General features: G+C 73.6%; 21 protein-coding genes and 1 pseudogene (1 of these 22 cut by a window edge). 11 read left to right on the top strand and 11 right to left on the bottom strand.

Going from position 1 to position 23,658, the window contains the following annotated elements; genetic code table 11:
• The first annotated feature begins 1 nt into the window (after position 1).
• Genes ACQUFX_RS29485 through ACQUFX_RS29475 form a run of 3 tightly spaced genes read left to right on the top strand, consistent with a single transcriptional unit; the run spans position 2 to position 1,639 of the window.
• Positions 2-205 (top strand): hypothetical protein, encoded by a 204-nt coding sequence (locus ACQUFX_RS29485; RefSeq protein WP_428963445.1) that lies wholly within the window; start codon positions 2-4, stop codon positions 203-205.
• Complete coding sequence (locus tag ACQUFX_RS29480) at positions 202-396, top strand: helix-turn-helix domain-containing protein (protein WP_428963444.1); 195 nt, start codon at positions 202-204, stop codon at positions 394-396. Before ACQUFX_RS29485 ends, ACQUFX_RS29480 begins: the two co-directional genes overlap by 4 nt.
• A 1-nt stretch (position 397) precedes the next feature.
• Positions 398-1,639, top strand: a complete 1,242-nt coding sequence (locus tag ACQUFX_RS29475) for a tyrosine-type recombinase/integrase (protein ID WP_428963443.1) — start codon at positions 398-400, stop codon at positions 1,637-1,639.
• Between the two features lie 57 nt (positions 1,640-1,696).
• On the opposite strand, the gene ACQUFX_RS29470 is transcribed toward ACQUFX_RS29475, so the two are convergent.
• The 3 genes from ACQUFX_RS29470 to ACQUFX_RS29460 form a co-directional block, all read right to left on the bottom strand.
• Positions 1,697-1,951 carry a Smr/MutS family protein gene (locus tag ACQUFX_RS29470; protein WP_013736060.1) on the bottom strand — a complete coding sequence of 85 codons (255 nt, stop codon included), beginning with the start codon at positions 1,949-1,951 and terminating at the stop codon, positions 1,697-1,699.
• 18 nt (positions 1,952-1,969) lie between these two features.
• Positions 1,970-2,368: a tetratricopeptide repeat protein gene (locus tag ACQUFX_RS29465; RefSeq protein WP_067363847.1), complete on the bottom strand. Its 399-nt coding sequence runs from the start codon at positions 2,366-2,368 to the stop codon at positions 1,970-1,972.
• A gap of 100 nt (positions 2,369-2,468) precedes the next feature.
• Complete coding sequence (locus tag ACQUFX_RS29460; RefSeq protein ID WP_428963442.1) at positions 2,469-3,239, bottom strand: ROK family protein; 771 nt, start codon at positions 3,237-3,239, stop codon at positions 2,469-2,471.
• Positions 3,240-3,324: 85 nt separating this feature from the next.
• Between ACQUFX_RS29460 and ACQUFX_RS29455 the strand changes: the two genes are divergently transcribed.
• Together ACQUFX_RS29455 and ACQUFX_RS29450 are read left to right on the top strand one after the other, a co-directional pair.
• Positions 3,325-4,962: an ABC-F family ATP-binding cassette domain-containing protein gene (locus ACQUFX_RS29455; RefSeq protein WP_428963441.1), complete on the top strand. Its 1,638-nt coding sequence runs from the start codon at positions 3,325-3,327 to the stop codon at positions 4,960-4,962.
• Positions 4,963-5,151: 189 nt separating this feature from the next.
• Positions 5,152-5,877 carry a methyltransferase domain-containing protein gene (locus ACQUFX_RS29450; protein ID WP_428963440.1) on the top strand — a complete coding sequence of 242 codons (726 nt, stop codon included), beginning with the start codon at positions 5,152-5,154 and terminating at the stop codon, positions 5,875-5,877.
• A 59-nt stretch (positions 5,878-5,936) separates the two neighbouring features.
• On the opposite strand, the gene ACQUFX_RS29445 is transcribed toward ACQUFX_RS29450, so the two are convergent.
• Positions 5,937-7,403, bottom strand: a complete 1,467-nt coding sequence (locus ACQUFX_RS29445) for an amino acid permease (protein ID WP_428963439.1) — start codon at positions 7,401-7,403, stop codon at positions 5,937-5,939.
• Positions 7,404-7,708: 305 nt separating this feature from the next.
• Between ACQUFX_RS29445 and ACQUFX_RS29440 the strand changes: the two genes are divergently transcribed.
• On the top strand, positions 7,709-9,415 hold the full coding sequence (locus ACQUFX_RS29440) for a glycoside hydrolase family 10 protein (RefSeq protein WP_428963438.1): 1,707 nt from the start codon (positions 7,709-7,711) through the stop codon (positions 9,413-9,415).
• Positions 9,416-9,597: 182 nt separating this feature from the next.
• Entirely contained in the window at positions 9,598-10,131 is a 534-nt protein-coding gene (locus ACQUFX_RS29435; protein ID WP_428963436.1) for a phospholipase, read from the top strand.
• Positions 10,132-10,232: 101 nt separating this feature from the next.
• On the opposite strand, the gene ACQUFX_RS29430 is transcribed toward ACQUFX_RS29435, so the two are convergent.
• Together ACQUFX_RS29430 and ACQUFX_RS29425 are read right to left on the bottom strand one after the other, a co-directional pair.
• A complete protein-coding gene (locus tag ACQUFX_RS29430; protein ID WP_428963435.1) occupies positions 10,233-13,022 on the bottom strand; it encodes an ATP-binding protein in 2,790 nt (929 codons plus the stop codon).
• 151 nt (positions 13,023-13,173) lie between these two features.
• Entirely contained in the window at positions 13,174-13,395 is a 222-nt protein-coding gene (locus ACQUFX_RS29425) for an FmdB family zinc ribbon protein (RefSeq protein ID WP_083978399.1), read from the bottom strand.
• Positions 13,396-14,174: 779 nt separating this feature from the next.
• On the opposite strand from ACQUFX_RS29425, the gene ACQUFX_RS29420 reads away from it, so the two are divergent.
• The 3 genes from ACQUFX_RS29420 to ACQUFX_RS29410 all read left to right on the top strand — a co-directional run bounded on the left by ACQUFX_RS29420 (position 14,175) and on the right by ACQUFX_RS29410 (position 16,966).
• Complete coding sequence (locus ACQUFX_RS29420; protein WP_428967121.1) at positions 14,175-15,251, top strand: lytic transglycosylase domain-containing protein; 1,077 nt, start codon at positions 14,175-14,177, stop codon at positions 15,249-15,251.
• 72 nt (positions 15,252-15,323) lie between these two features.
• Complete coding sequence (locus tag ACQUFX_RS29415) at positions 15,324-16,340, top strand: GNAT family N-acetyltransferase (RefSeq protein WP_428967120.1); 1,017 nt, start codon at positions 15,324-15,326, stop codon at positions 16,338-16,340.
• A 26-nt stretch (positions 16,341-16,366) separates the two neighbouring features.
• Positions 16,367-16,966 carry a DUF4334 domain-containing protein gene (locus tag ACQUFX_RS29410; RefSeq protein WP_428963434.1) on the top strand — a complete coding sequence of 200 codons (600 nt, stop codon included), beginning with the start codon at positions 16,367-16,369 and terminating at the stop codon, positions 16,964-16,966.
• A 389-nt stretch (positions 16,967-17,355) separates the two neighbouring features.
• On the opposite strand, the gene hemB is transcribed toward ACQUFX_RS29410, so the two are convergent.
• Genes hemB through ACQUFX_RS29385 form a run of 5 tightly spaced genes read right to left on the bottom strand, consistent with a single transcriptional unit; the run spans position 17,356 to position 23,062 of the window.
• Complete coding sequence (hemB, locus tag ACQUFX_RS29405; RefSeq protein WP_428963433.1) at positions 17,356-18,339, bottom strand: porphobilinogen synthase; 984 nt, start codon at positions 18,337-18,339, stop codon at positions 17,356-17,358.
• 19 nt (positions 18,340-18,358) lie between these two features.
• Positions 18,359-19,939, bottom strand: a complete 1,581-nt coding sequence (locus ACQUFX_RS29400; protein ID WP_428963431.1) for a bifunctional uroporphyrinogen-III C-methyltransferase/uroporphyrinogen-III synthase — start codon at positions 19,937-19,939, stop codon at positions 18,359-18,361.
• A complete protein-coding gene (gene hemC / locus ACQUFX_RS29395; protein ID WP_428963430.1) occupies positions 19,936-20,931 on the bottom strand; it encodes a hydroxymethylbilane synthase in 996 nt (331 codons plus the stop codon). The genes ACQUFX_RS29400 and hemC overlap by 4 nt, the downstream gene beginning before the upstream one ends.
• A complete protein-coding gene (locus ACQUFX_RS29390) occupies positions 20,928-22,295 on the bottom strand; it encodes a glutamyl-tRNA reductase (protein WP_428963429.1) in 1,368 nt (455 codons plus the stop codon). Before ACQUFX_RS29390 ends, hemC begins: the two co-directional genes overlap by 4 nt.
• Positions 22,292-23,062, bottom strand: a complete 771-nt coding sequence (locus ACQUFX_RS29385) for a redox-sensing transcriptional repressor Rex (protein ID WP_428963428.1) — start codon at positions 23,060-23,062, stop codon at positions 22,292-22,294. The genes ACQUFX_RS29390 and ACQUFX_RS29385 overlap by 4 nt, the downstream gene beginning before the upstream one ends.
• A gap of 347 nt (positions 23,063-23,409) precedes the next feature.
• Between ACQUFX_RS29385 and ACQUFX_RS29380 the strand changes: the two are divergent.
• Positions 23,410-23,658: pseudogene (locus ACQUFX_RS29380) on the top strand (sensor histidine kinase) (its annotated part continues 837 nt past the right edge of the window); the annotation flags it as partial.

The following is a 23,658-nucleotide window of genomic DNA, read 5'->3' as shown; positions in this document are numbered from 1 at the left end:
CATGCCCACACGACCCCGCGCCCTGGTCGCGGTCCGGCTCATCGGCCCGACCGCCACCGTCACCGCCCACGCCGCGACCATCGCCGCCCAACTCGTCGCCCACTACGGCCGCGAACGGGTCACCTGCCGCACCAGCACCCGCCCCGCCGGCTACAGCGGCGAAAGCCGCGCCTACATCACCATCACCCGAAAGGAGCCCCGATGACCGCACCCGCTACGCCCGAACCCCTCTGGGAGGTCGAAGATGTCTCGACCTACCTCCGGGTGCCGGTGCAGACGCTTTACCAGTGGCGCAAACGCAAGTACGGACCACCCGCCGCCCGGGTCGGCCGGCACCTCCGTTACGACCCGGCCTCGGTGCGCACCTGGTTCGCCGATCAGTCTCAGGCGGCCTGACATGGCCCACATCGTTGACCGCTGGTACAAGACGGTTGCCGGCCCGGATGGGAAAGCTCGGCAGGAACCAAAGCCAGAGTGCGGGCAGGGAATGCGCTACCGCGTCCGGTACATCGCCCCGGACGGCAAAGAGAAATCCCAGTCGTTCCCCGACAAGAAAAAGCGCGAGGCACAAGCGTTCCTCGCCAACGTCCAAGCTGACATCCTCAAGGGCACCTACGTCGACCCGGACGCCGGGCGCACCACCTTCAAGCAGTACGCGGACGAATGGCTCGCCGCCGCGACCACCGATGTCCTGACTCGCGACCGCATCGAGTACGAACTCCGACTGCACGTATACCCGATCTTCGGTCACAAACCGATCGCGGCCATTCAGCCGACGACAATCAGAGAGTGGGCGCGGAAGATTCAGGAGAAAGGGCTGTCGGTAGGTTACCGCCGGGTCCTGTTCACCGATGTGTCCATGGTTCTGAACGCGGCAGTGGACGACAAAAAGATTGTCAGCAACCCTTTCGCGGTCAAGAGCATTCGCCGGCCGAAGCCCGCTCCAACCAAGGTGGTGCCGTGGCCGGTCACCCGATTGACGGCGTTTCGCAAGAACGTGCAGCCCCGGTACCGGGTAGCGGTGGACCTGGGCGCGGGTTGCGGCCTACGGCAAGGGGAAATCTTTGCGGTCAGCCCCGGAGATCTCGACCCGGCCCGCCCCGTTTTGCATATCACTCGGCAGATCAAACTCGTTCGCGGCTCGCTGATCTTCGCGCCACCGAAGGGCGGCAAGTCCCGCGAGGTTCCGTTGCCGGACTCGGTAGCGGGCAGGCTGAGACAACACGCGCAGGACTGCCCGCCGGTCGCGGTGACCCTGCCGTGGGCGACCCTGACCGGTGAGCCGCGAACTGTAGAGCTGTACCTGACGACACCCACCGGCCTGGCGCTGTCCCGCTCGATGTTCAACTCCGGTGTCTGGAAGCCCGCAATCCGTGCGACCGGCATCCCGGACGACCGACACAACGGGATGCACGTCCTGCGGCACACCTACGCCTCGGTCCTCCTGGACGCCGGGGAGAGCATCAAGGCTCTGTCGGCCTACCTGGGCCACGCGGACCCTGGCTTCACCCTCCGGACCTACACACACCTGCTGCCGGCCAGCGAGGATCGCACCCGCCGCGCCATCGACAAGGCACTCGGTGAAGACCAAGGCAGCGATGATGCTCCGCAAGCCTCTGACGGCCTGGACACGGCATGATCATGGTTCAACGGCCCTGGTAGCGGCCTGCGAGGCAGGTCAGAGGCCATGTCGTAGCTATTTCCAGCGGAAGTGGACGAAGAGACGGCCGAAGTTCTTCGAGTCCTTCTCCACCCGATGGTAGAGCTGCTTGACGTCCTTCTGGTCGAGGAACCGCAGCACCCGCTTCTTGAGCTGGCCCGAGCCCTTGCCGGGGATGATCTCGACGAGGGTGGCCTTCTTGGCCACCGCCTCGTCCATGATCCCGCGCAGCGCCCGGTCGATGTCGTGGCCCTTGTTGAAGATGTCGTGCAGGTCCAGCTTGAGCTTCACCGCCGGCCGCCCCTCCGCTCAGCTCGCGTGCCGCCTCATCGTAGAGCCGTTGGCACCGCCCCCGACCCGCGACTCGACCCGGCGCAGCGCCGTGGTGTAGTCGGTGTTCGTCCCGTGCATCGCCGCCGCGATGCGCAGGTGCCGCAGCGCGTCGACGGGCCGGTTCAGCCGCTCCAGCGTCCGCCCGAGCACGTGGTGCGCGTAGTGGTCGCTGGGGTCGCGGTCGACCAGCTCCCGCAACTGCTCCTCGGCCCGGTTGAGCTGGGCGGACTGGAAGTACGCCCGGGCCAGCAACTGGCGCACCGAGGAGTTCTCCGGCTCCGCCGCCACGATCGGCTCCAGCAGCCGGGCCGCGCCGCCCGCGTCGCCCGCCTCGAAGAACATGGTCGCCCGCCGGTACTCGGCCAGAAAGTCCATCCGACCCACCTCCTGGTGTCGCCACGCCACTTCCCCGACGCTGGCACAACATCGCCGGGACCGCGAGTGTTCCCCGGATGGAAGTTGCACCGAACCCCGGTCAGCCGGTCGGGTCGTACCGGCCGGCGACCAGGTCCCAGGCGCGCACGCCGCCGACGATGCCGGCGGTGTTCGGCACCACCACCACGTCGTCGCCCATCCGGGCGAGCTGCTCGGGACGGATCAGCCGGGAGTTACCGCCGCCCAGGTAGAGGCGGTCCCAGCGGACCACCGGACGCAGCCCGTCGACCACCTGCCGGATCCGGCGGGACCAGAACCCGTCGCCGAGGCGGCGGCGCTCCGGCTCCCCCACGTACGTGTCGTAGGTGGTGCCCCAGCGCACCGGGGCGTGGGACAGCTCCAGGTGCGGGGCGAGCATCCCGCCGTCGAAGAGCGCGCTGCCCAGCCCGGTGCCCAGGGTCAACACCAGCTCGCAGCCGGTCCCCGCGACCACCCCGGCGCCGTGCACCTCGGCGTCGTTGAGGACCAGCGCGGGTACCCCGAAGGCGTCGGCGAGCGCCGCGCGGGCGTCGTACCCGGACCACTCGGCGAGCAGCGCGGGGTCGACCCTGCTCCGGGGGCCGGCGCGGGTCACGTAGTGCGGGGTCGCCACCACCACGCCGTGCCGGATCATGCCGGGCATCCCGACGGTCACCCGCTCCGCCGTGGGCAGCCGGGCCCCCAGCTCCACCAGCGTCTTCACGAACAGCGCGGGCGGCAGCGGGTACGGCGTGGGCACCCGCAGCGGACGGGCCCGCATGGTGCCGGCGGCGTCCAGCACCGAGGCCTTGATCCCGCCGCCACCGCAGTCGATCGCCAGAGTGGTCACCACTCCCGCGAGTCTGCCCCGTACCGCCGAGCGGGGCGCGCCGGGTGCCCGAAATCGGCGGGGCCGGCGGGGCTAGGCTCGACCATTGATGAGCGCGACGCTGGTGGTCAAGGATCTCGCCGCCGGGCACGGCGACCGGCTCCTCTTCTCCGGGCTGGACCTGGTGGTCGCCCCCGGGGACGTGGTCGGCCTGGTCGGGGTGAACGGCGCCGGCAAGTCGACGCTGCTGCGTACCCTCGCCGGTCTGCTGCCGGTCGAGGCCGGGACGATCGCACTCAGCCCGCCCACCGCCACCGTCGGGCACCTGCCGCAGGAGCCGGAGCGGCGGGCCGACGAGACGGTCCGCGACTTCCTCGGCCGCCGGACCGGGGTGACCGGGGCCCAGGCCGCGCTGGACGCCGCCACCGAGGCGCTGACCGGGGGCGCCCCGGGCGCCGACGACACGTACGCCGACGCGCTGGAGCGCTGGCTCGCCCTCGGCGGCGCCGACCTGGCCGAACGGGCCGAGCAGGTCGCCGCCGACCTGGGCCTCACCGTCGACCTGGACCACCCGATGACCGGGCTCTCCGGCGGCCAGGCGGCCCGCGCCGGGCTCGCCTCGCTGCTGCTCAGCCGGTACGACGTCTTCCTGCTCGACGAGCCCACCAACGACCTGGACCTGGCCGGCCTGGAACGGCTGGAGCAGTTCGTCACCGGACTGCGGGCCGGCACCGTGCTGGTCAGCCACGACCGGGAGTTCCTCACCCGCACGGTGACCCGGGTGCTGGAGCTGGACCTGCACCAGCAGCAGGTCAACCACTTCGGCGGCGGGTACGCCGCGTACCTGGAGGAGCGGGAGGTGGCCCGCCGGCACGCCCGCGCCGAGTACGAGGAGTACGCCGACACGAAGGCCGACCTGGAGGCGCGGGCCCGCCTCCAGCGGTCGTGGATGGAGAAGGGCGTCCGCAACGCCCGGCGCAAGGCCACCGACAACGACAAGATCGGCCGCAAGTTCCGGTCCGAGTCGAGCGAGAAGCAGGCGGCGAAGGCCCGGCAGACCGAACGGCTGATCGAGCGGCTGGAGGTGGTCGAGGAGCCGCGCAAGGAGTGGGAGCTGCGGATGGAGATCGCCGCCGCGCCCCGCGCCGGTGCCGTGGTGGCCACCCTGCGCGACGCCGTGGTCCGCCGGGGCGACTTCGTGCTCGGGCCGGTGGACCTCCAGATCGACTGGGCGGACCGGGTGACGGTGACCGGGGCGAACGGCTCCGGCAAGTCGACGCTGCTCGGCGCGCTGCTGGGCCGGCTGCCGCTGGAGCGGGGCCACGCCACCCTCGGCCCCGGGGTGGTGGTCGGTGAGGTGGACCAGGCCCGGCAACTCTTCCTCGGCGACCAGCCGCTGCTGGACGCGTTCCGGCTGGCCGTACCGGAGCTGTCGCCGGCGGACGCGCGGACCCTGCTGGCCAAGTTCGGACTGCGCGCCGACCACGTGCTGCGGCCGGCGGCGACCCTCTCCCCCGGCGAGCGGACCCGGGCCGCCCTCGCCCTGCTCCAGGGGCACGGGGTGAACCTGCTGGTGCTCGACGAGCCGACCAACCACCTGGACCTGCCGGCCATCGAGCAGTTGGAGTCGGCGCTGGCCGGGTACCCGGGCACCCTCCTGCTGGTCACCCACGACCGCCGGATGCTGGACGCGGTGCACACCACCCGACGCCTCCGGGTCGACGCCGGCCACGTCACCGAGCACTGACCCCCACCCCCACCCGCCCCGGTGTAAGGAAGGGCCCCTTATTAACACGTCGGGGTGAGAAGGGGCCCCTTCTCTACCGTATGCGTTAACAGGGGGCCCCTCCTTACACCCGCGCCCGTTCGGGTGACAGCGGCGAGGATCGGGCATACCGGGGCATGATGCGGGTACCGGGCCGGCCGGAGGTGGCCCATGGTCGCGCTGACCCATACTCCGCCCTCGGCCGAGCGGCTGCGGGCGGTCGACGAGTTCCTCGCCGAGGCGTGGGCGGACCAGGTGTCCCACGACGACCGGCTCCGCGACCTGGCGGTACGGGTGCGCTTCGACCGGGGGGTGGCGCACGTGACCGGCGAGGTCCCCGACGCCACCCACCTGCGGCTGGTACGGGACCGGCTGGGCCGGCTCGCCGGGGTGTTCGGCGTCTGGTGCCGGGTCCGGGTGGCCGGACGGGAACCGGTCGTGGTCGACCTGGGCTGCGGCGGCACCAAGCAGTACCCGGGGAACCTGGGGTTGGACATCTTCCCCGCGCCCGGGGTGGACGCGGTCGCCGACCTCTCCGGCTCCCTGCCCCTGGCCGACGACTCGGTGGACGTCCTCTTCGCCGTGCACATCCTGGAGCACCTGATCGACTTCCTGCCGCTGGTCGACGAGTGCCACCGGGTGCTCCGGCCGGGTGGTGTCCTGCACGTGATGAGCCCCTGGTGGGGGCATGTGAACGCGGTCGCCGACCCGACCCACGTCCGGCTGTTGGACGTGCAGACGGTCAAGGGGATCTGCGTGCAGCGGCCACCCGGGACCCCGCGCTGGTACCCCCTGCACGCCGGTTCCGACGGCGCGAGCATCTTCGCCGACCTGACCCCGCTGCCGCCGGACGCCCCCGGCCCCACCCCCGCCCACCTGGCCCGCTTCTTCGCCTGACCGGGAGCCGGGCGGAAGCCGACCAGGGGCCGGGCGGGAGCCGGGCGGAGGGGGGCGGGTCAGCGGCGGGCCAGGCGGTTGCGGCGGTGGCCGTAGGCGGCGTAGATGATTACGCCGAGCAGCAGCCAGGCGAGGAAGCGCAGCCAGGTCTCCACCGACAGGTTCAGCATCAGGTACACGCAGGCCAGCGCGCTGACGACCGGGAGGACCGGGGAGAGGGGCACCCGGAACGGGCGCTTCAACTCCGGCCGGGTACGGCGCAGCAGCGGCACCGCGACCGAGACGATCACGAAGGCGAAGAGCGCGCCGATGCTCACCAGGTCGGCCAGGGCGGAGAGCGGCAGAAAGCCGGCGAGCAGCGCCACCAGCACCGTCATCAGCAGGGTGACCCGGTACGGGGTGCCCCAGCGGGGGTGGATCTCGCCGATCTTCGGCGGGATCAGCCCGTCCCGGGCGATGGCGTACCCGATCCGGCCGATCGCCACCAACTGGACCAGGATCACGCTGGTCAGACCGGCCACGGCGGCGATCGCCACCAGCGCGCCGGCCCAGGTGGCGCCGACCGCGTTGAAGGCGGCGGCGATCGGGGCGCCCCGGTCGATCTCGGTGTACGGCACCATGCCGACCACCACGAACGACACCCCGACGTAGAGCACGGCGGAGAGGCCCAGCGTGCCGAGCAGCCCGAGCGGCAGGTCGCGGCCGGGCCGCCGGGTCTCCTCACCGAGGTTCGCCACGGCCTCGAACCCGGTGTACGCGAAGAAGACCACCGCCGCCGCGCTGAGCACCCCGGCGATCCCGAAGACGGACGGCTCCAGCCCGAACAGCACCTGGGTCAGCGGCTGGGCCAGGCCGGACTCACCGGCGGGCGGCTCCTGCGTCGGCGGGACGAACGGGGTGAGGTTGTCGGCGGTGATGAAGAAGAGCCCGGCGGCCACGATGAAGACGCAGATCGCGACCTTGACCACGACCAGGACGTTGGTGATCCGGGCGGACTGCTGGATGCCGACGGTGGCGACCAGGCCGAGCAGCGCCACGATGGCGATCGCGCCGACGTTGACGACGCTGCCCTCCTCGCCGAACCAGGCGGTGGGCAGGCCGAACAGTTCGGCGAGGTACCCGGACCAGCCCCGGGCGACCACGGCCGCGCCGAGGGCGAACTCCAGCAGCAGGTCCCACCCGATGATCCAGGCGACCACCTCGCCCATGGTCGCGTACGCGTAGGTGTAGGCGCTGCCGGCGGTCGGCACGCTGGAGGCGAGTTCGGCGTAGCAGAGCGCGGCGAGCAGGGCGACCACCCCGGCGACGGCGAACGAGACGATCACCGCGGGACCGGCGGAGTCGCGGGCCTCCAGGCCGGTCAGGGTGAAGATGCCGGTACCGATCACGATGCCGACGCCGAAGCCCATCAGGTCGAACGGGCCCAGCTTCCGGCGTAGCCGCCGGCCCTGCCCGCCCTCCTCGGCGGTGCTCTGGGCGATCACGTCCTGGATCGGTTTGGTGCGCAGCACGGACACCGCGCTCACCCCTCCCACCGGTCGGCCACCCCGTCGGCGGCTGGTGACCGGCGTTGCTACCCGCCCCGACGACCAGCGAACCGTCACCCCGCGCGGCCTTTCGGTAACACCTGGCCACCCTCCGTCGCATCACCCCGGATCGAACAAGGCATCGACGGGCGTCGCCGGCCGCGACCCCTTGCGCACCTTGGACGGATGTGAAACTTTCCTTCTATCGATATTCGTCGTGCGGCGAATGTCGCCGACAGGTCCGGTCCGGCGGGCCGCCGCCGACGCCGGGTTCCGCCCGCCGACCCGACGAAGGGAGGTGCCGGATGACACTGTTCCGGCTGCCCGCCGCCGCCCTGGCCGTGGCGCTGCTCGGTCCGCTTGCCGCCGCCACCCCGGCGACCGCCACGACCACGCCGCCCACCCACCGCCCCCCGCTGAACACCGCCGCCGGACCGACCGCCACCTCCGCCGGCCCCGGACCGGCCGCCGGCTGCGACACCGATCCGGCGACGCCGAAACGGCAGTTCCGGGCGATGTGGATCTCGTCGGTGGTCAACATCGACTGGCCGTCGGCGGCCTCGCTGACCGCCCCGGACCGGATCGCCGCCCAGCAGGCCGAGTACCGCGCGCTGCTCGACCTCGCGCAGCGGCGGCACCACAACGCGGTCGTCGTCCAGGTCCGGCCGACCGCCGACGCGCTCTGGCCGTCGCCGCACGAGCCCTGGTCGGAGTACCTGACCGGGGTGCGGGGCCAGGATCCGGGCTGGGATCCGCTGGGCTTCCTCGTCGCCGAGGCACACCGCCGCAACCTGGAGTTCCACGCCTGGTTCAACCCGTACCGGGTCTCCATGCCGGCGCCGGGCGGGGCCGGTGCCGACCTCGACCGGCTCGCGCCCGGCCATCCGGCCCGGCGGCAGCCGGAGTGGACCTTCGCGTACCCGCCGGCCGGGGTCGCCGGCAGCCGGCTCTACTACGACCCCGGGGTACCCGAGGTCCGCGCGTTCGTACAGACCGCGATCCTGGACGCCGTCCGGCGGTACGACATCGACGGGGTGCACTTCGACGACTACTTCTACCCGTACCCGAGCGGCACGCACGAGGTGCCCGACGACGCCACCTTCGCCCGGTACCACCGGGGTTTCACCGACCGGGCGGACTGGCGACGGGACAACGTCGACCTGCTGATCCAGGAGACCGGCACCCGGATCAAGGCGGTCAAGCCGTGGGTGAAGTTCGGGGTGAGCCCGTTCGGCATCTGGCGCAACGCCTCGGCCGACCCGCTCGGCTCGGACACCACCGGCAGCCAGTCCTACGACATCGTCTCGGCGGACAGCCGCCGGTGGGTACGCCAGGAGTGGATCGACTACGTCGTGCCGCAGTTGTACTGGTACATCGGGCAGTATCCGGCGGCCGACTACGCCCGGCTGGTCCCGTGGTGGGCCGGCACCGTCCGGGGCACCCGGGTGCACCTCTACGTCGGGCAGGCCGACTACAAGAGCGGCGACCCCGCGTACGGGCCGGACTGGCAGGACCCGCGCGAGTTGTCCGACCACCTGACGCTGAACCGGGCGTACCCGGAGGTCCTGGGGAACATCCACTTCTCCGCCGTCCAGGTCCGGGCCAACCGGCTCGGCGCGACCGACCTCTACGCCGCCGAGCACTACTCCCGTCCGGCGCTGGTACCCGCCATGCCGCACCTGCCGGCCCGGCCGCTGCTCGCCCCGGTGCTCAGCGGCGCGACCCGGCAGGCCGACGGGGTACGGCTGACCTGGCGGCAGCCGGCCGACGGGGTGGGCCCGTTCGGCACGGCGACCGGGTACGCGATCTACCGGTTCGACGGGGCGGGCCCGACCGACCCGTGCGGGCTGGCCGACGCCGCGCACCTGGTCGACACGGTCCGGGCCGCCCCGGGCGCGACGCAGTCCTGGGTGGACCCGACGGCCGCGCCGGACCGGCGGTACACCTACCGGGTCACCGCGCTCGACCGGCTCGCCAACGAGAGCCCGGTCAGCCCGCCCCGGCGGCTCTGACCGGGCCGGCCGCCCGACCCTGACCGGGTCAGCTCCGACACCTCAGGGCATTCGTCTCTTTCCACGCATGTCACCAATACTTCCCCTCCGTGGAAGATCCATGGATGACGATACAACGACACTGGTCGACATCCCGGTGACCGACCGGTAACCCCCACACCCCCGCCACCCTGGAGGTCCCCATGCGCCGCCGTCTCGCCACCCTCGTCGCCACCGCCGCACTGGCCCTGGCGGGCACCTTCGCCGCCGCGTCCCCGGCCGCCGCCGCCCCCACCCAGCAGCAGAAGCTGAGCGTCCTGTCGAGCTGGACCCAGACCAGCGCCACCAGCTACAACAACTGGAACTCGGCCCGGCTCAACCGGGCGCCGTGGGCCGCCTACAACTTCGACTGGTCCACCGACTACTGCTCGTCCAGCCCGGACAACCCGCTCGGCTTCAGCTTCGCGACCTCCTGCCACCGGCACGACTTCGGGTACCGCAACTACAAGGCGGTCGGCCAGTTCTCCGCCAACAAGGCCCGCCTGGACAGCGCCTTCTACGAGGACCTGAAGCGGGTCTGCGCCACGTACAACTCGGTCGTCCGGCCGGCCTGCCTCAGCCTGGCCTGGACCTACTACGAGGCGGTCCGCCTCTTCGGCTCCGTCGCCGCCGTCAGCCAGGCCGACCTGGACCGCGCCGCCGACCTCAAGGCCCACGCCGAGCAGCGAGCCGCCTAGGTGTAAGGAAGGGCCCCTTGTTAACGCATACGGTAGAGAAGGGTTCCCCTCTCACCCGGAGGTGTTAAAAGGGGGCCCTTCCTTACATCGGGGTGGGGGGCTCAGGGGGCGACGGGTGGGGCGGGGGTGGTGAAGCGGGTCGAGTCCGCGGCGAGGTCGGGATGCTCCACCCGGAGCGCGAGCGCCGCCGCCTCCTCCAGGCTCAGCTCGCTCCCCTCCTCGTACGCGGCGTCGAAGGCCCCGTCACCGAGCCGCTCCCGTACCTCCGCCTGCCGCTGCGACCAGTACGCGTCGTGGATGCCGGGGGTGCAGCGCATGCTGGCCCGGGTCGCCTGGGCGGCACCGAAGAGCCGGGCGGCGGTGAGCGCGTCGCCCCCGGCGGCACAGCGCACCGCGATCGCGTCCACGGTGTCGCAGGCCCGCCCGTGGAAGCCGTGGCTCAACCGGGAGCGGAGCGCCACCAGCAGGTGCTCGTGCGCGGCCACCAGGTCACCCCGGGCCAGCGCCACCATGCCGAGCAGCATGTCCACCGACCGGCGGCCCCGCTCGACCGGGCGGGCCGCCTCGATCGGGCGGGCCGCGCCCAGCAACTCCGCCGCCTCGTCCAGGGCGCCCCGCTGCCAGAGCAGCTCGGCCAGGCTGAACACGGCGAAGAGCGCGTCGCCCATCACGCCCTGCTCGTGCGCCCAGTCGATGACCTCCCGGCAGACCCGCTCCGCCTCGACGAACTGTCCCATGTCGACCAGCGGGGCGGCCCGTCCGGCGAGCACCCGGGCCAGCAGCCCGGCCTCCCCGGCCTGCCGGGCGGCGGCCTCGGCCCGCTGCGAGAAGCGCAGCTCCTCGGCCAGCTCACCGTCCGCGCCGGCGTGCAGCGAGTGCAGATGGTACGCCGCCGCCAGCTCCGCCTCGGGGATCACCTCACCGGTCTCGGCGATCCGGCCGTAGAGCCGGAACAGCCAGAGCCGCCCCTCCCGGGCCAGGCCCCGCTCCCGCCACCACTGGTCCAGTCCACCGGCCAGCCGCAGGCCGGCGCGCGCGCTGCCCCCGGTGGCGCACCAGCGCAGTGCGGCCCGTAGCTCCCCGGCCAGCGGGTCCAGTGCGTACAGCGACAGGGTCACCGGCCGCCCGTCCGGGCCCAGGTGGGCCCGTTCCAGGGCGTGCGTCGACCAGGCCACGTGCCGGTCCCGGGCGGTCCGTTCCTCGCCGGCCTCGGCCAGCCGCCGCGCCGCGTACGCCCGGATCGGGTCGAGCATCCGGTACGTGCTGCCGGCGGCGCTCGGCTCGGCCAGCAGCATCGACTTGTCGACCAGCACACTGAGCGGGTCGAGCGGGTCGTCGTCGAGCAGCCACTGCACGGTCGCCAGGTCGACCGGGCCGGCGAAGACCGACAGCCAGCGCAGCAGGCGTGCCGCCCGGGGCCCGAGGGTCCGGTACGACCAGGTCACCGTCGCCTGCATGGTGAGGTGCCGTTCCGCCGCCGACCGGCGTACCGCCCGGGTGGCCGGGGTGGGCGGGGAGGCCCCGGTCGCGGCGGCGACCAGGTCGACGGTGTCCTCCTGGTTGCCGCTCCAGTCCCCCTCGGTCGGGGTCGGGGTCGGGTCGTCCCGCCCCGCGTCGAGGGTGCCCAGCACGTCGTCGAGCCGCTCGGCGAGCTGCCCGGCCGAGAGGACCCGTAGCCGGGCGGCGGCCAGTTCGATGGCGAGCGGCAGGCCGTCGAGCCGCTGCACCACCCGCCAGAGGTCGGCCTCCTCGGCCGGATGGGGCTGCCGGCCACCCCGGGCCGCCACCGTCCGGTCGAGCAGCAGCGCGACCGCGTCGCTCTGCGCCCCGTCGGGACGTGGGTCGACCGAGAGCGGCGGGATCCGCCACACCACCTCGCCGGGCAGCCCGAAGGACTCCCGGCTGGTGGCGAGCACCCGGACACCACCGCCGCCGGCGAGCAGCCGGGAGATGAGTTCCGCCGAGGCGGCCGGCTGGGCGTCGCAGGTGTCCAGGACGATCAGCATCCGCCGGTCGGTGGCGTACTCGACCAGGGTGTCCACCATCGGGCGGCCGGGCTCCGGACGCAGGCCGAGCACGGCGGCGACGGCGAACGCCACCAGGCCCGGGTCGGTGACCGTGGCGATGTCGACGAACCAGAGCCCGTCCGGATAGGACTCCACCACGCAGGCGGCGAGTTCCACGGCCAGCCGGGTCTTGCCGGCGCCCCCGGCCCCCAGCACGGTCACCAGTCGGTGCTGCCGCATCAACCGGTCCAGTTCGGCCCGCTCGGCCTGCCGGCCGATGAACGTGGTGACCTGGGTGGGCAGGTTGTGTGCCACCGCGTCGGCCGTACGCGGGCGCGGGAACTGCCGTTCCAGACCGGGCGCGACGAGCTGGAACAGCCGTTCCCGGTCGTCGAAACCGCGCAGCCGGTGCAGGCCGAGGTCGAGCAGGGACGCCCCGACCGGCAGCGGATCGGCGTGCCGGGCGGTCGCCGCCGAGCAGAGCACCTGCCCACCGTGGGCAGCGGCGGCGACCCGGGCGGCCCGGTGCACCTCCGGGCTGGCGTACTCACCGTCGCGCGGCTCGGCGTACCCGGTGTGCAGCCCCATCCGGACCCGGGGGGCCGACTCCGGGCTGGGCCAGTCGTGGCCGGTCAGGGCCAGTTGGGCGGTGAGGCAGGCGGTCAGGGCGGCGGCGGCGTCGGAGAACGCGATGAAGAACGAGTCCCCCTCGGTGAGCAGCTCCGCGCCCTCGGTGCTGGCCAGCGTGCGGCGCAGCAACCGGCGGTGTTCCCGCAGCACCGGCCGGTACCCCGGGCCGAGTAGCTGAGCCAGCCTGGTCGACCCCTCGATGTCGGTGAACACGAAGGTCACCAGGCCGCTCGGGAGGTCGGTCGGTGTCGACATGCGTGGAACCTCCGCACCTCACGTCGGCATCATGCACTCCCGGGCCATCCGTAGCGCGCCGTCGGCGGCCAACGGGTGTGCCCCACGGTGCCATTCGACCTGCGCAGCGGCAAGGTCGGGGGATACACGCCGTCCACTGGGGACGATGGTGTCAGCAGCCGCAGCCTCCGCCGCAGCAACCTCCACCGGTGGGCGCGGGCGCACCACCGGCCGCTCCCGCACCGCCCCGGCCGGTGACCGCGACCGTGGAGAGGAGCTTGACCGTGTCGTGGTGCCCCTGCGGGCAGGACGCCGGCGCGCCGGCCTGGGCCATCGGGCGGTTTACCTCGAAGGTGTCGCCGCACGCGCGGCAACGGAACTCGTACCGGGGCATGCCACCAGGGTACGGCCGGACCTGACGTGCTGGGCAGCATGGGTGATACTCCACGAGTGGTGGACGGCCAGGAAAGCTCGATGAACCGACCTCTGCGGCCGGCCGCGCCCCCGGCCGGGCCCGCTCCGTCCGGCGACACGCCGGCACCGACCCGCGTCTTCCGGATACCCCGGCCGCGCCGCCCCTGGCTGAGCAGACAGCCTGCTGAGCAGCCCCCGGCTGCCGCCGACACCACCCCACCGACCGGCACCACCCCACCGACCGGCACCGCCTCAGCCGCCGGCGCCGCCGCCCAGCAGGCCAGCACCGCCGATCCGACGGTCGGGAAGAGCACGACCGGGAAGAGCGAGGCGGGGAGGACCGAGGCGGGGAGGACCGAGGGCGGAGCGCCCGATGCCGCCGGGGACGCCGGAGCGGGTACGCCAGGAACGGGGAAGGCCGGCGCGGCCCCCGCGACGGGCGGGGCCGCCGCCGGCACCGCAGGTCCGGCGGCCGGGCACGGGGACGGCCCGACGGCGGCGGCCACCGGCAGCCCCGAGGCCAGCACCGTCGACACCGCCAGCGGGACCGGAAACGGCAGCGGCGGCCCGGCGGCCAGCACCGGCACCGTCTCCGCCACCGGCGCTGACACCGGCACCGGCGACACGAAGGCCAGCATCAGCGACACGAAGATCGACGGCACGAAGATCGACGGCACGAAGATCGACGGCACGAAGATCGAGGTCGACGGCACGGCGGCCGGTGCGGACGGCACGAAGACCAGCACCGACGGGACGAAGATCGAGGCCGACCGCACGAAGGCCAGCACCGGCGGCACGGCGGCCGGGGGCACGGCGGCCGGGGGATCGGGGGCGGCCGGCGCGACGGGGGGTCGGCGGCGGCGGGTTCCGTTCGCGCACGCGCTGCGGACGCCGCCCCGGCGGGCTGCGAGGAGGGCGGCGCAGGCCACCCGGGAGTGGTCCCGGCGGCCCAGCGGGCGGCTCACCCTGCCCGGCCTGTTCCTGCTCGCCCTGGTCGCGGCCACGGCGACGGCCGGCGCGCTGCTGGTGCCGGCGACCGCCGGGGACACCCGGCGGGTCGCCGGGGCGACCGCCGACCCGAGCAGCGGCGTGGTGCCGGGGCTCGGGACCGGGGTACCCCTGCCGCCCGGCGCGACGGCGGTGCCGGCCCTGCCCGGCGGGACGCCGCTGCCCGGCCTCTCCGGGTCGCCCCTGCCGGGGGTGACACCGGGTCCCGGCGGCGTGCTGCCGACGGGGCCGGCGGTCGGTCCGGCCGCCGGGCGGCCGGCCGACGCGCTCGCCGCGTGGGCGCAGACCACCGGCGCCAAGGTGGGCATCTCGCCGGTCGCCATGCAGGCGTACGGCTACGCCGAACTGGTGCTCGCCGAGACGAACCGGAGCTGCGGGCTGAGCTGGACCACGCTCGCCGCGATCGGGTTCGTGGAGTCCCGGCACGGGCAGGCGAACGGGGCGACCCTGAAGCCGAACGGCCGGGCGGAGGACCCGCTGATCTTCGGGCTGCCGCTGGACGGCCAGGGCGGCCGGATGCTGATCCGGGACAGCGACCAGGGCCGGCTCGACAACGACACCACGTACGACCGGGCGGTCGGGCCGATGCAGTTCATCCCGACCACGTGGGAGGAGATCGGGGCGGACGCCGACAACGACGGCGTGAAGGACCCGCACAACATCAACGACGCCGCGCTCGCCGCCGGCCGGTACCTCTGCAAGGGCAGCCGGAACCTCACCATTCCGGGTGACTGGTGGGAGGCGATCCTGTCCTACAACGACGTCCGCCGGTACGCGCTGGACGTCTACAACACGGCCAACCGGTACGGTCAGGCCAGTCGCACGTGAGGTGATCTTCCAAGCACAATGGAGAACTGGACACTTCCGCCGGCCACCCGCACCCGGCAAGCTAGACGGGTGATGGTGCGCGAATGGGATCCCAGGACCGCGTCGTCCGCCGAGATCACATCACTGGTGGAGACGCTGAACGCGGTCCTGGCGACCGACCTTCCGCAGGACCCTTCCTGGCGGGCGGACTCGATGCGGGAGTACCTCGGCGAGGTGATGCCCGGCGAGCGGCGGATCTCCTGGATCGTCCAGGCCGAGCCGACCGACCCGACGGCCCCGGGAGCCGTCCTCGGGCACGTCCACGTGCTGCTGCTCGGCGACATCGGGGTGCTGGAGGTGCTGGTCCATCCGTCCCAGCGCCGGACCGGCCTCGGCCGACGACTGGTCCGGCTGGCCGCCCGCCGGGTCTACCAGGAGGGCTTCCAGTCGGTCGGGGTGGAGGTGGTGGGTGACACGCCCGCCGTCGCCTTCTACGAGTCGCTCGGCTTCACCCGGGACTACGTCGAGACCCGCAGCGTGCTCGACCTCTCGACGGTGGACTGGCCGGCGCTGGGCGAGATGGCCGCCGGGGTGGGCGCGGGCTACCAGGTGCAGTTCTATCCGGGTGGGCCGCCGAACGAGCTGATCGAGGCGTACGTGCGGGCGAAGGCCGAGATCCGCGACGTCGAGGACGGCGAGCTGCGGCCCAGCTCGTACGAGCCGGAGCGGCTCCGGGACAGCCTGGACTGCCTGCACCGGCGGGGCATGAAGCCGTACATCGTGCTGGCCCTGCACGAGCGGACCGGGGAGGTGGCCGGGCTGACCGAGGTGGTCGTCCCGGCACAGCACCCGACCCGGGCCGACCAGTACGACACGATCGTGGTGCAGGACCACCGGGGGTACGGCATCGACCGGGCGATCAAGGCGCGGATGCTGCTCGAACTCCGCTCGGCCGAGCCGGGGCTGATCGAGGTGCAGACCTGGAACGCCCAGTCGAACGAGGCGATGCTCAAGGTCAACGCCGAGCTGGGGTACCGTCCCGACCGCGAGTGGTGCGAGTACGGCGCGGACGTCGCCGAGCTGGTGCACCGGCTCGACGCCCACGGCTGACCCGGAAGCGGGAGAGACGGTACGAGATGACCACCCGACCGGACGGCCCGGACGTCCTCGACGGGCTGCGCGCACGACCGGACCTCGCCGCGACCCTGGCGTACTACGACACCCTGCCAGCGGTGCCGGTCGAGGAGATGCTGGGCCGCTGGCGCGGCACCGGCCTGCCGACCGGCCACCCGATGGACTGGCTGTTGGAGCAGCTCGGCTGGTACGGCAAGCGGTTCGAGAGCGCCGAGGTGGTCCACCCGCTGGTCTTCCGTACCCCCGGCGGGGGGCTGACCAGCGTCAACCCGGCGCTGCTGCCGGTCGGCACGCTGATGCGGCAGCCGGCGCTGACCCGGTTGCCGGCGGCGGGCACGTTGTTCCGGGTGCTCCGGCCGCTGCTCGGCACCGCCCGGCCGACCGCGCGGCTGCGGCTGACCGGGTACCGGGGGGTGGTCACCGCCACCATGTGCTACGACGCCCACCCGATCCACGACGCGTTCCGCCGGATCGACGCGGACCGGGTGCTGGGCGCGATGGACGTCCGGGGCTCGGACCACCCGTACATGTTCGTCCTGACCCGGGTCCGGCCGGCCGACGTCCCACCGCCGGCGGCCCCGGCGTCCGGGCCCGACCGGTAGCCGGGCCCGGAACGGGCGGCCAGTTTCCGGGTGGACGGCCGCCTTGTGGTCGGGCGCTGTCGAGCTGCCCCCATGGACGGGGCAACCCCGCGCACCCACCTGGGGACGTGTGCTTCGCCTCGGATGACCGATGACCGATGACCGATCGCCGGTGGACGGGGGCGGGGCGGTGGGGCTCTGCCGCATCCGACCGGGCGGCGCGACCGCGCGCGGCGGTGTCGGGGCAACGAGGGCGCGCCGAACGCTCCGGCGAGCGCCGACCGGAACAGGCCGTGGCCGCTGCTCCAGGGCCGGCGGTCCTGTCCACGGGGCAGCTCGAAAGGCACCCCGGTTGCCCACCGGCTCCGCCCGGCGACGGCTGAACCCCGCGCCCCGGAAGCACCCGGTCGTCAGTAGCTCTCGCGCAGCAGCCGGGCGGCCTCGGTGGCCCAGTAGGTGAGGATGATCCCCGCGCCGGCCCGGCGGATCGAGGTGAGCGTCTCCAGGATCACCCGTTCCCGGTCGACCCAGCCGTTCGCGGCGGCGGCCTCGACCATCGCGTACTCGCCGGAGACCTGGTAGGCGGCGACCGGGACGTCCACGGCGGCCCGGACCGCCGCGACCACGTCCAGGTAGGGCAGGGCCGGCTTGACCATGACCATGTCGGCGCCCTCGGCGACGTCCAGCTCCACCTCGCGCAGGGACTCCCGCAGGTTCGCCGGGTCCTGCTGGTAGGTGCGCCGGTCGCCCTGCAACGCCGACTCGACGGCGTCCCGGAACGGGCCGAAGAAGGCCGAGGCGTACTTGGCGGCGTAGGCCAGCACCGCGACGTCGGCGTACCCGGCCGCGTCGAGCGCCCGGCGGACCACCCCGACCTGGCCGTCCATCATCCCGGACGGGCCGACCACGCCGACCCCGGCGGCGGCCTGGGCCACCGCCATCTCCGCGTAGGCGGCGAGGGTGGCGTCGTTGTCGACGTCACCGTCCGGGGCGAGCAGGCCACAGTGCCCGTGCGAGGTGAACTCGTCCAGGCAGAGGTCGCTCATCACCACCGTGGCGTCGCCGACCTCGGCGGCCACGTCCCGGATGGCGACGTTCAGGATGCCCGCCGGGTCGATGCCGCCCGAGCCGGTGGCGTCCCGCTCGGCCGGCACCCCGAACAGCATGATCCCGCCGACCCCGGCCTGGACGGCCTCGACGGCCGCCTTGCGCAGGGAGTCCCGGGAGTGCTGGAGCACCCCCGGGAGCGAGGCGATCGGGCGGGGCTCGGTGAGCCCCTCCTTGACGAACATCGGCAGCACCAGCTCGGCCGGGGCCACCCGGGTCTCGGAGACCAGCCGCCGCACCGCCGGGGTGCGGCGCAGCCGGCGGGGCCGGATCTCGGGGTACGGCATGGCGGGGCCTCCCTGACGACTAGCGGAACCTCAGCGCGGTGGGGCCCTGCACCTTCGAGCCACGACGCTGCTTGGCCGGCATCGCGGCCAGCTTCTCCCGCAGCTCCACGGCGTACGCGGCGAGCGCCTCCACCAGGTCGGGCACCGAGGCGTGCGGCGGCTGCACGTCGACCCGCAGGCCGAACTCCGTCGCGGTCTCCGCCGTCTTGGGCCCGATGACAGCGACCACGGTACGCGCGTGCGGCTTGCCGGCGATACCGACCAGGTTCCGGACGGTGGACGAGGAGGTGAAGAGCACCGCGTCGAAGCCACCCGACTTGATCGCGTCCCGGATCTCGGCCGGCGGCGGGGCGGCCCGCACCGTGCGGTACGCGGTGACGTCGTCGACCTCCCAGCCGCGCTCGGTGAGCCCGGCGGCGAGCGTCTCGGTGGCGATGTCGGCGCGCGGCAGCAGCACCCGGCCGACCGGGTCGAGCACCTCGTCGTGCGGGGAGAACTCGGCCAGCAGCCCCTCCGAGGACTGCTCCCCGGCGGGGATCAGCTCCGGCTGGATGCCGAAGGCACGGACCGCCTCGGCGGTGGCCTCCCCGATACAGGCGATCTTGACGCCGCCGAAGTGCCGGGCGTCCAGGCCGTGCTCGGCGAACTTCTCCCAGACCGCCCGTACCGCGTTGACCGAGGTGAAGATGACCCAGGCGTACCGGCCGTCGACCAGGCCCTTGACCGCCCGCTCCATCTGCGCCGGGGTACGCGGCGGCTCCACCGCGATGGTCGGCACCTCGCACGGGATCGCCCCGTACGCGCGCAGTCGGGCGCTCATCGCGCCGGCCTGCTCCTTGGTCCGGGGGACGAGCACCTTCCAGCCGTACAGCGGGCGGTTCTCCCACCAGCTCAGCTTGTCCCGCTGGCCGACGCCGGAGCCGAGGGTGAGCACCACCCGGCCGGTGAAGCCGAGCGCCGCCGCGACGAACGAGTCCACCGTCGAGGTGGTGGTGTACTGCGTCTCGCCGGTGCCGTCGCCGGTCACCCCGACCTCGGTCGTGCCGTCCACCCCGGCGGCGAGCAGGCCGTCCCGGATCGCGGCCAGGTCACCGGCGTCCACCGCGAGCGCCAGCGAACCCCGGGCCACGGCGGCGGCGAGCGCCTCGAAGTCCAGCGCGGCGACGTCCTCGACGTCGGCGGCGGTCCGCACGCCGGGCAGCGGCACACCGGCGTAGGTGGCCACCCCCTCGGCCTGGCTGACCCCGGGGACCACCTCGAAGTGCGCGGCGGTGCGGGCCACCGCCTGCACCTCCTTGACCACCGAGTCGTGGCCGAACGGGTCCCCGGCGACCAGGTGCACCGCGTTCAGCCCGGAGCGGGCCGCCGAGATCAGCACCTTCGCCACGTCCCCCGGTACACCCTCGGCCGGGCTGAACTGCGTGTCCTGGCGGGCCTGGGTCCGTACGGCGTCGAGCAGCGACTCGGGTACGCCCCGGTCGTACACCACCTGGTCGGCGTCGACCAGGGCGTCGTGCGCCCGGCGGGTCAGCAGGCCCGGGTCGCCGGGGCCGGCCCCGACGAACGCGATGCGGCCTACGGGCTTACGGGTGCGGGTCATCCTGTGCTCCCAATGTGCTGTGTCCCCGGGCCGGCCTGTTCGTCCTGGCCGAGGATCGAGTCGGCGCCGAGGTCGAGGAGTTCGGCGGCGAGGGCCTTGCCGATCTCCGCCGCGTCGGCGGGCGTACCGGTGCGGGACAGCCGGAGGTCTCGGGTACCGTCCGGGCTGATCACCGCCCCGCGCAGGTAGATCTCATGGACGATCTCGTCCTCGGTGCCGGAGCCGGTCGGCTCCCCCTCGGCGAGGATCGCGTAGGCGGCGACCGGGGCGGAGCACCCGGCCTCCAGGGTGGCCAGCAACGCCCGTTCCGCGGTGACCGCGGCGCGGGACGGTGCGTGGTCGAGCACGGCGAGCAGCTCGACCAGCTCCGGGTCGTCGACCCGGCACTCCACCGCCAGCGCGCCCTGGGCGGGCGCGGGCAGCATCAGCATCGGGTCGAGCGTCTCGGTGATCTCGTCGGTGCGGCCCAGCCGGGCCAGGCCGGCCCGGGCCAGCACCACCGCGTCGAGATCGGCGTCCGGGCCGAGCACCCGCGCCAGGCGGGTGTCGACGTTGCCCCGGACCGGGGTCACCACCAACTGCATCCCGAGCGCGTGCAGTTGGGCGGTGCGGCGCAGCGCGCCGGTCCCCACGGTGGCACCGGGGGGAAGTTCGGCGAGGGTCCGCCCGTCCCGGGCGACCAGGGCGTCCCGGGGGTCCTGGCGGGGCGGTACCGCCGCGATGTGCAGACCGGGCGCCTCCGCGGTGGGCAGGTCCTTGTAGGAGTGCACCGCGAAGTCGATGGTGCGGGCGGTGAGCGCGTCCCGCAGGGCGGAGACGAAGACGCCGACCCCGAGCCGGTGCACCGGGGCCGACGAGCGGTCCCCGGCGGTGACCACCTCGACCAGCTCGACCGGCCGCCCGGTGGCGGCGGTGAGGGCCTCGGCGACCTGCCCGGACTGGGCCATCGCCAACGCGCTGCCCCGGGTACCCAGGCGCAGGGGCACGGTCATCGGTCACCTCCGAAGTGCGGGACGGTGTCGGGGCCCACCACGTCGGGCGCGGTGCCGCCGACCACGTCGGGGACGGTGCCGACCGGTGAGGTCTGCGGCACCTGGAGATCGAACAGCTCGCGCAGCAGCGCCGCGTACTGGTCGCCGCCGGGCTCCGCGGCGAGTTGCCGGACCCGTACGGTGGGCTGGTGCAGCAGTCGTTGCACCACCCGGTGCACCGTACGCGCCACCTCGGCCCGCTGCTCGTCGGTGAGATCCGGGCGACGTTGCGCCAGCCGGCGCAGCTCGGTGCTGACCACGTCGTCCGCGCGCCCGCGCAGGGCGGCCACGGTGGGCGCCACGTCGGCGCCGCGCAGCCAGGTGAGGAAGCCCTCGACCTCGCCGGTGACGATCCGCTCGACGGCGGCGGCGTCGGCCGCCGCCGGGCCGCCGGCCAGCACCGCCGCCATCCGGTCGATGTCGATCACCACGACGCCGGGCAGCTCGGCGACGCCGGCCTCGACGTCGCGCGGCACGGCCAGGTCGAGCAGGACCAGCGGCCCCCGCCCGGGGTCCCGGCCGGCGAGCGCCCGGGTGACCACCGCACGGGTGAGGACCGGTTCGGTCGCCGCGGTGGCGGCCACTACGATGTCCACTGTGGAGAGCGCTGCGGGGAGCCCGGTCATCGGCACCGCGCTCGCCCCGTACGACTCGGCCAGCCGAACGGCCCGCTCGGCCCCCCGGTTGGTCACGGCCAGCGGCCCGGCCCCCAGGCGGGACAGGGTCGCCACCCCGAGGGCACCCATCGCGCCGGCCCCGACCACGAGCGCCGGCCGGCCGGCGAGGCCACCGTCGAGGTGCCCCGCGGCCAGGCCGAGCGCGGCGGTGACCACACTCTGGCCGGCCCGGTCGATGCCGGTCTCGGCGTGCGCCCGCTTGCCGACCCGCAGCGCCTGCTGCATCAGCTCGTGCAGCAGCCGGCCGGTCGAGTCGGCGCCGCTGGCCCAGTGGTACGCGTCACGGAGCTGGCCGAGGATCTGCGCCTCGCCCACCACCATCGAGTCCAGCCCGGCGGCCACCCGGAAGACGTGCTCCACCGCGGCGGCGTCGTAGTGCACGTAGAGGTGGTCGGCGAGCGCCGCCGGCGGGCACCCCGCCTGCTCGGCGAGGACGGCACAGATGTCGCCGAGCCCGCCGTGGAAACCGGACACGGCGGCGTACACCTCCACCCGGTTGCAGGTGGAGACGAGCACGGCCTCGGCCACGTACGGCTGACCGACGAGTCGGTCCAGGGTGCGGGTGAGGTCGGCCGGGGCGACCGCCAGGTGCTCCAGGACAGCGACCGGAGCGGTGCGGTACGACGCGCCGACGACGAGCAGCTTCACGTGCCGATCGCCTCCTGGGTGTCGGGAGCCGCGAGCCCGCCGGGCAACGCGGTGAGGGTGGACCCGCCGGTGGCGGGCAGCCGGGTCAACGATGCCTTACGGTGCTCGTGGAAGGACAGGATCTGGAGCTCGATGGCGAGGTCGACCTTGCGCACGTCGACCCCGTCCGGCACCGAGAGTACGCACGGCGCGAAGTTGAGGATGCTCGTCACGCCGACGGCGACCAGCTCGTCGGCGACCCGCTGGGCGGCGGCGGCCGGGGTGGCGATCACCCCGATCGCGATGGCCTCCTCGGCGGCGACCCGGGGCAGGTCGTCGATGTGCCGCACGACCAGCCCGCTGATCTCCTCACCGACCCGCCTCGGGTCGGCGTCGAAGAGCGCGGCGATCCGGAATCCCCGGGTGGCGAAGCCGTCGTAGCCGGCCAGGGCGTGACCGAGATTACCCACGCCGACCAGGGCCACGGCCCGGCGTTGGGTGAGGCCGAGCACGTACTCGATCTGGTCGATCAGCAGGGCGACGTCGTACCCGACCCCCCGGGTGCCGTACGAGCCGAGCTGGGAGAGGTCCTTGCGGAGCTTGGCGGAGTTCACCCCGGCGGCGGAGGCGAGACCCTCGCTGGAGATGGTCTCGTGCCCGGTTTCGGCGAGATTGTGCAGGGCACGAAGGTACTCCGGGAGCCGGGCGACAGTCGCCTCGGGCAGGTCCGGGAGCGCCGGTACGACACCGGCGCGGCCGGACGCGCCAGGGTGACGATGCTGACTCATGAGACTCCGTGCGGTGCGATCCTCTGCCAGCTCCCGTCGCCGGCCGTTTCGGGACTCCCACCGGCGGCCGATACTCACGGCTGTGCTAGTGGGGCGCGTCGGAACTACAGAGTAGGCGCTTGTGAAGACGTGCACAAATCGCGATCTTGCAGATCGGCGCAGCGCCGCCACCAGGCCTCCATTCCACAAGATCGATCCGCCGGACGCGGCGGTGCCACCCGTCGATTATTGCTCAATTCCGACTTCCCTCGCCAATCACCAAGATCGGCGTGGTGGGGGTAGCCCTACCAGCGCGTACCCGGCGGGCAGGATGGGTTCCGCCCCGGCGGCTGCCTAGCCTCGACGGCATGACCACCAGCAGTTCCGCCGACACACCGCCCGTCGCCGCCCCGGCGCCCACCGGCGTCCTCACCCCCCGGGCCGGGATGCTGCGCCAGCTCGGCACCGACACCCGGTACGTGCTGCTCGGCTTCCCGGTGGCGCTCGCCGGCTTCGTCGTCCTGTTCGCCGGCACCCTGCTCGGGACCGGACTGCTGGTCACCGTGCTCGGCCTGCCGATCCTGGCCGGCACCCTGCAGACCGCCCGCAAGCTGGCC

The organism is Micromonospora fluostatini (genome assembly GCF_050410825.1).
GTDB lineage: Bacteria > Actinomycetota > Actinomycetes > Mycobacteriales > Micromonosporaceae > Micromonospora > Micromonospora rosaria.
The sequence above is the reverse complement of the archived record's forward strand: the minus strand, read 5'-3'. Positions and strand labels throughout refer to the sequence as shown.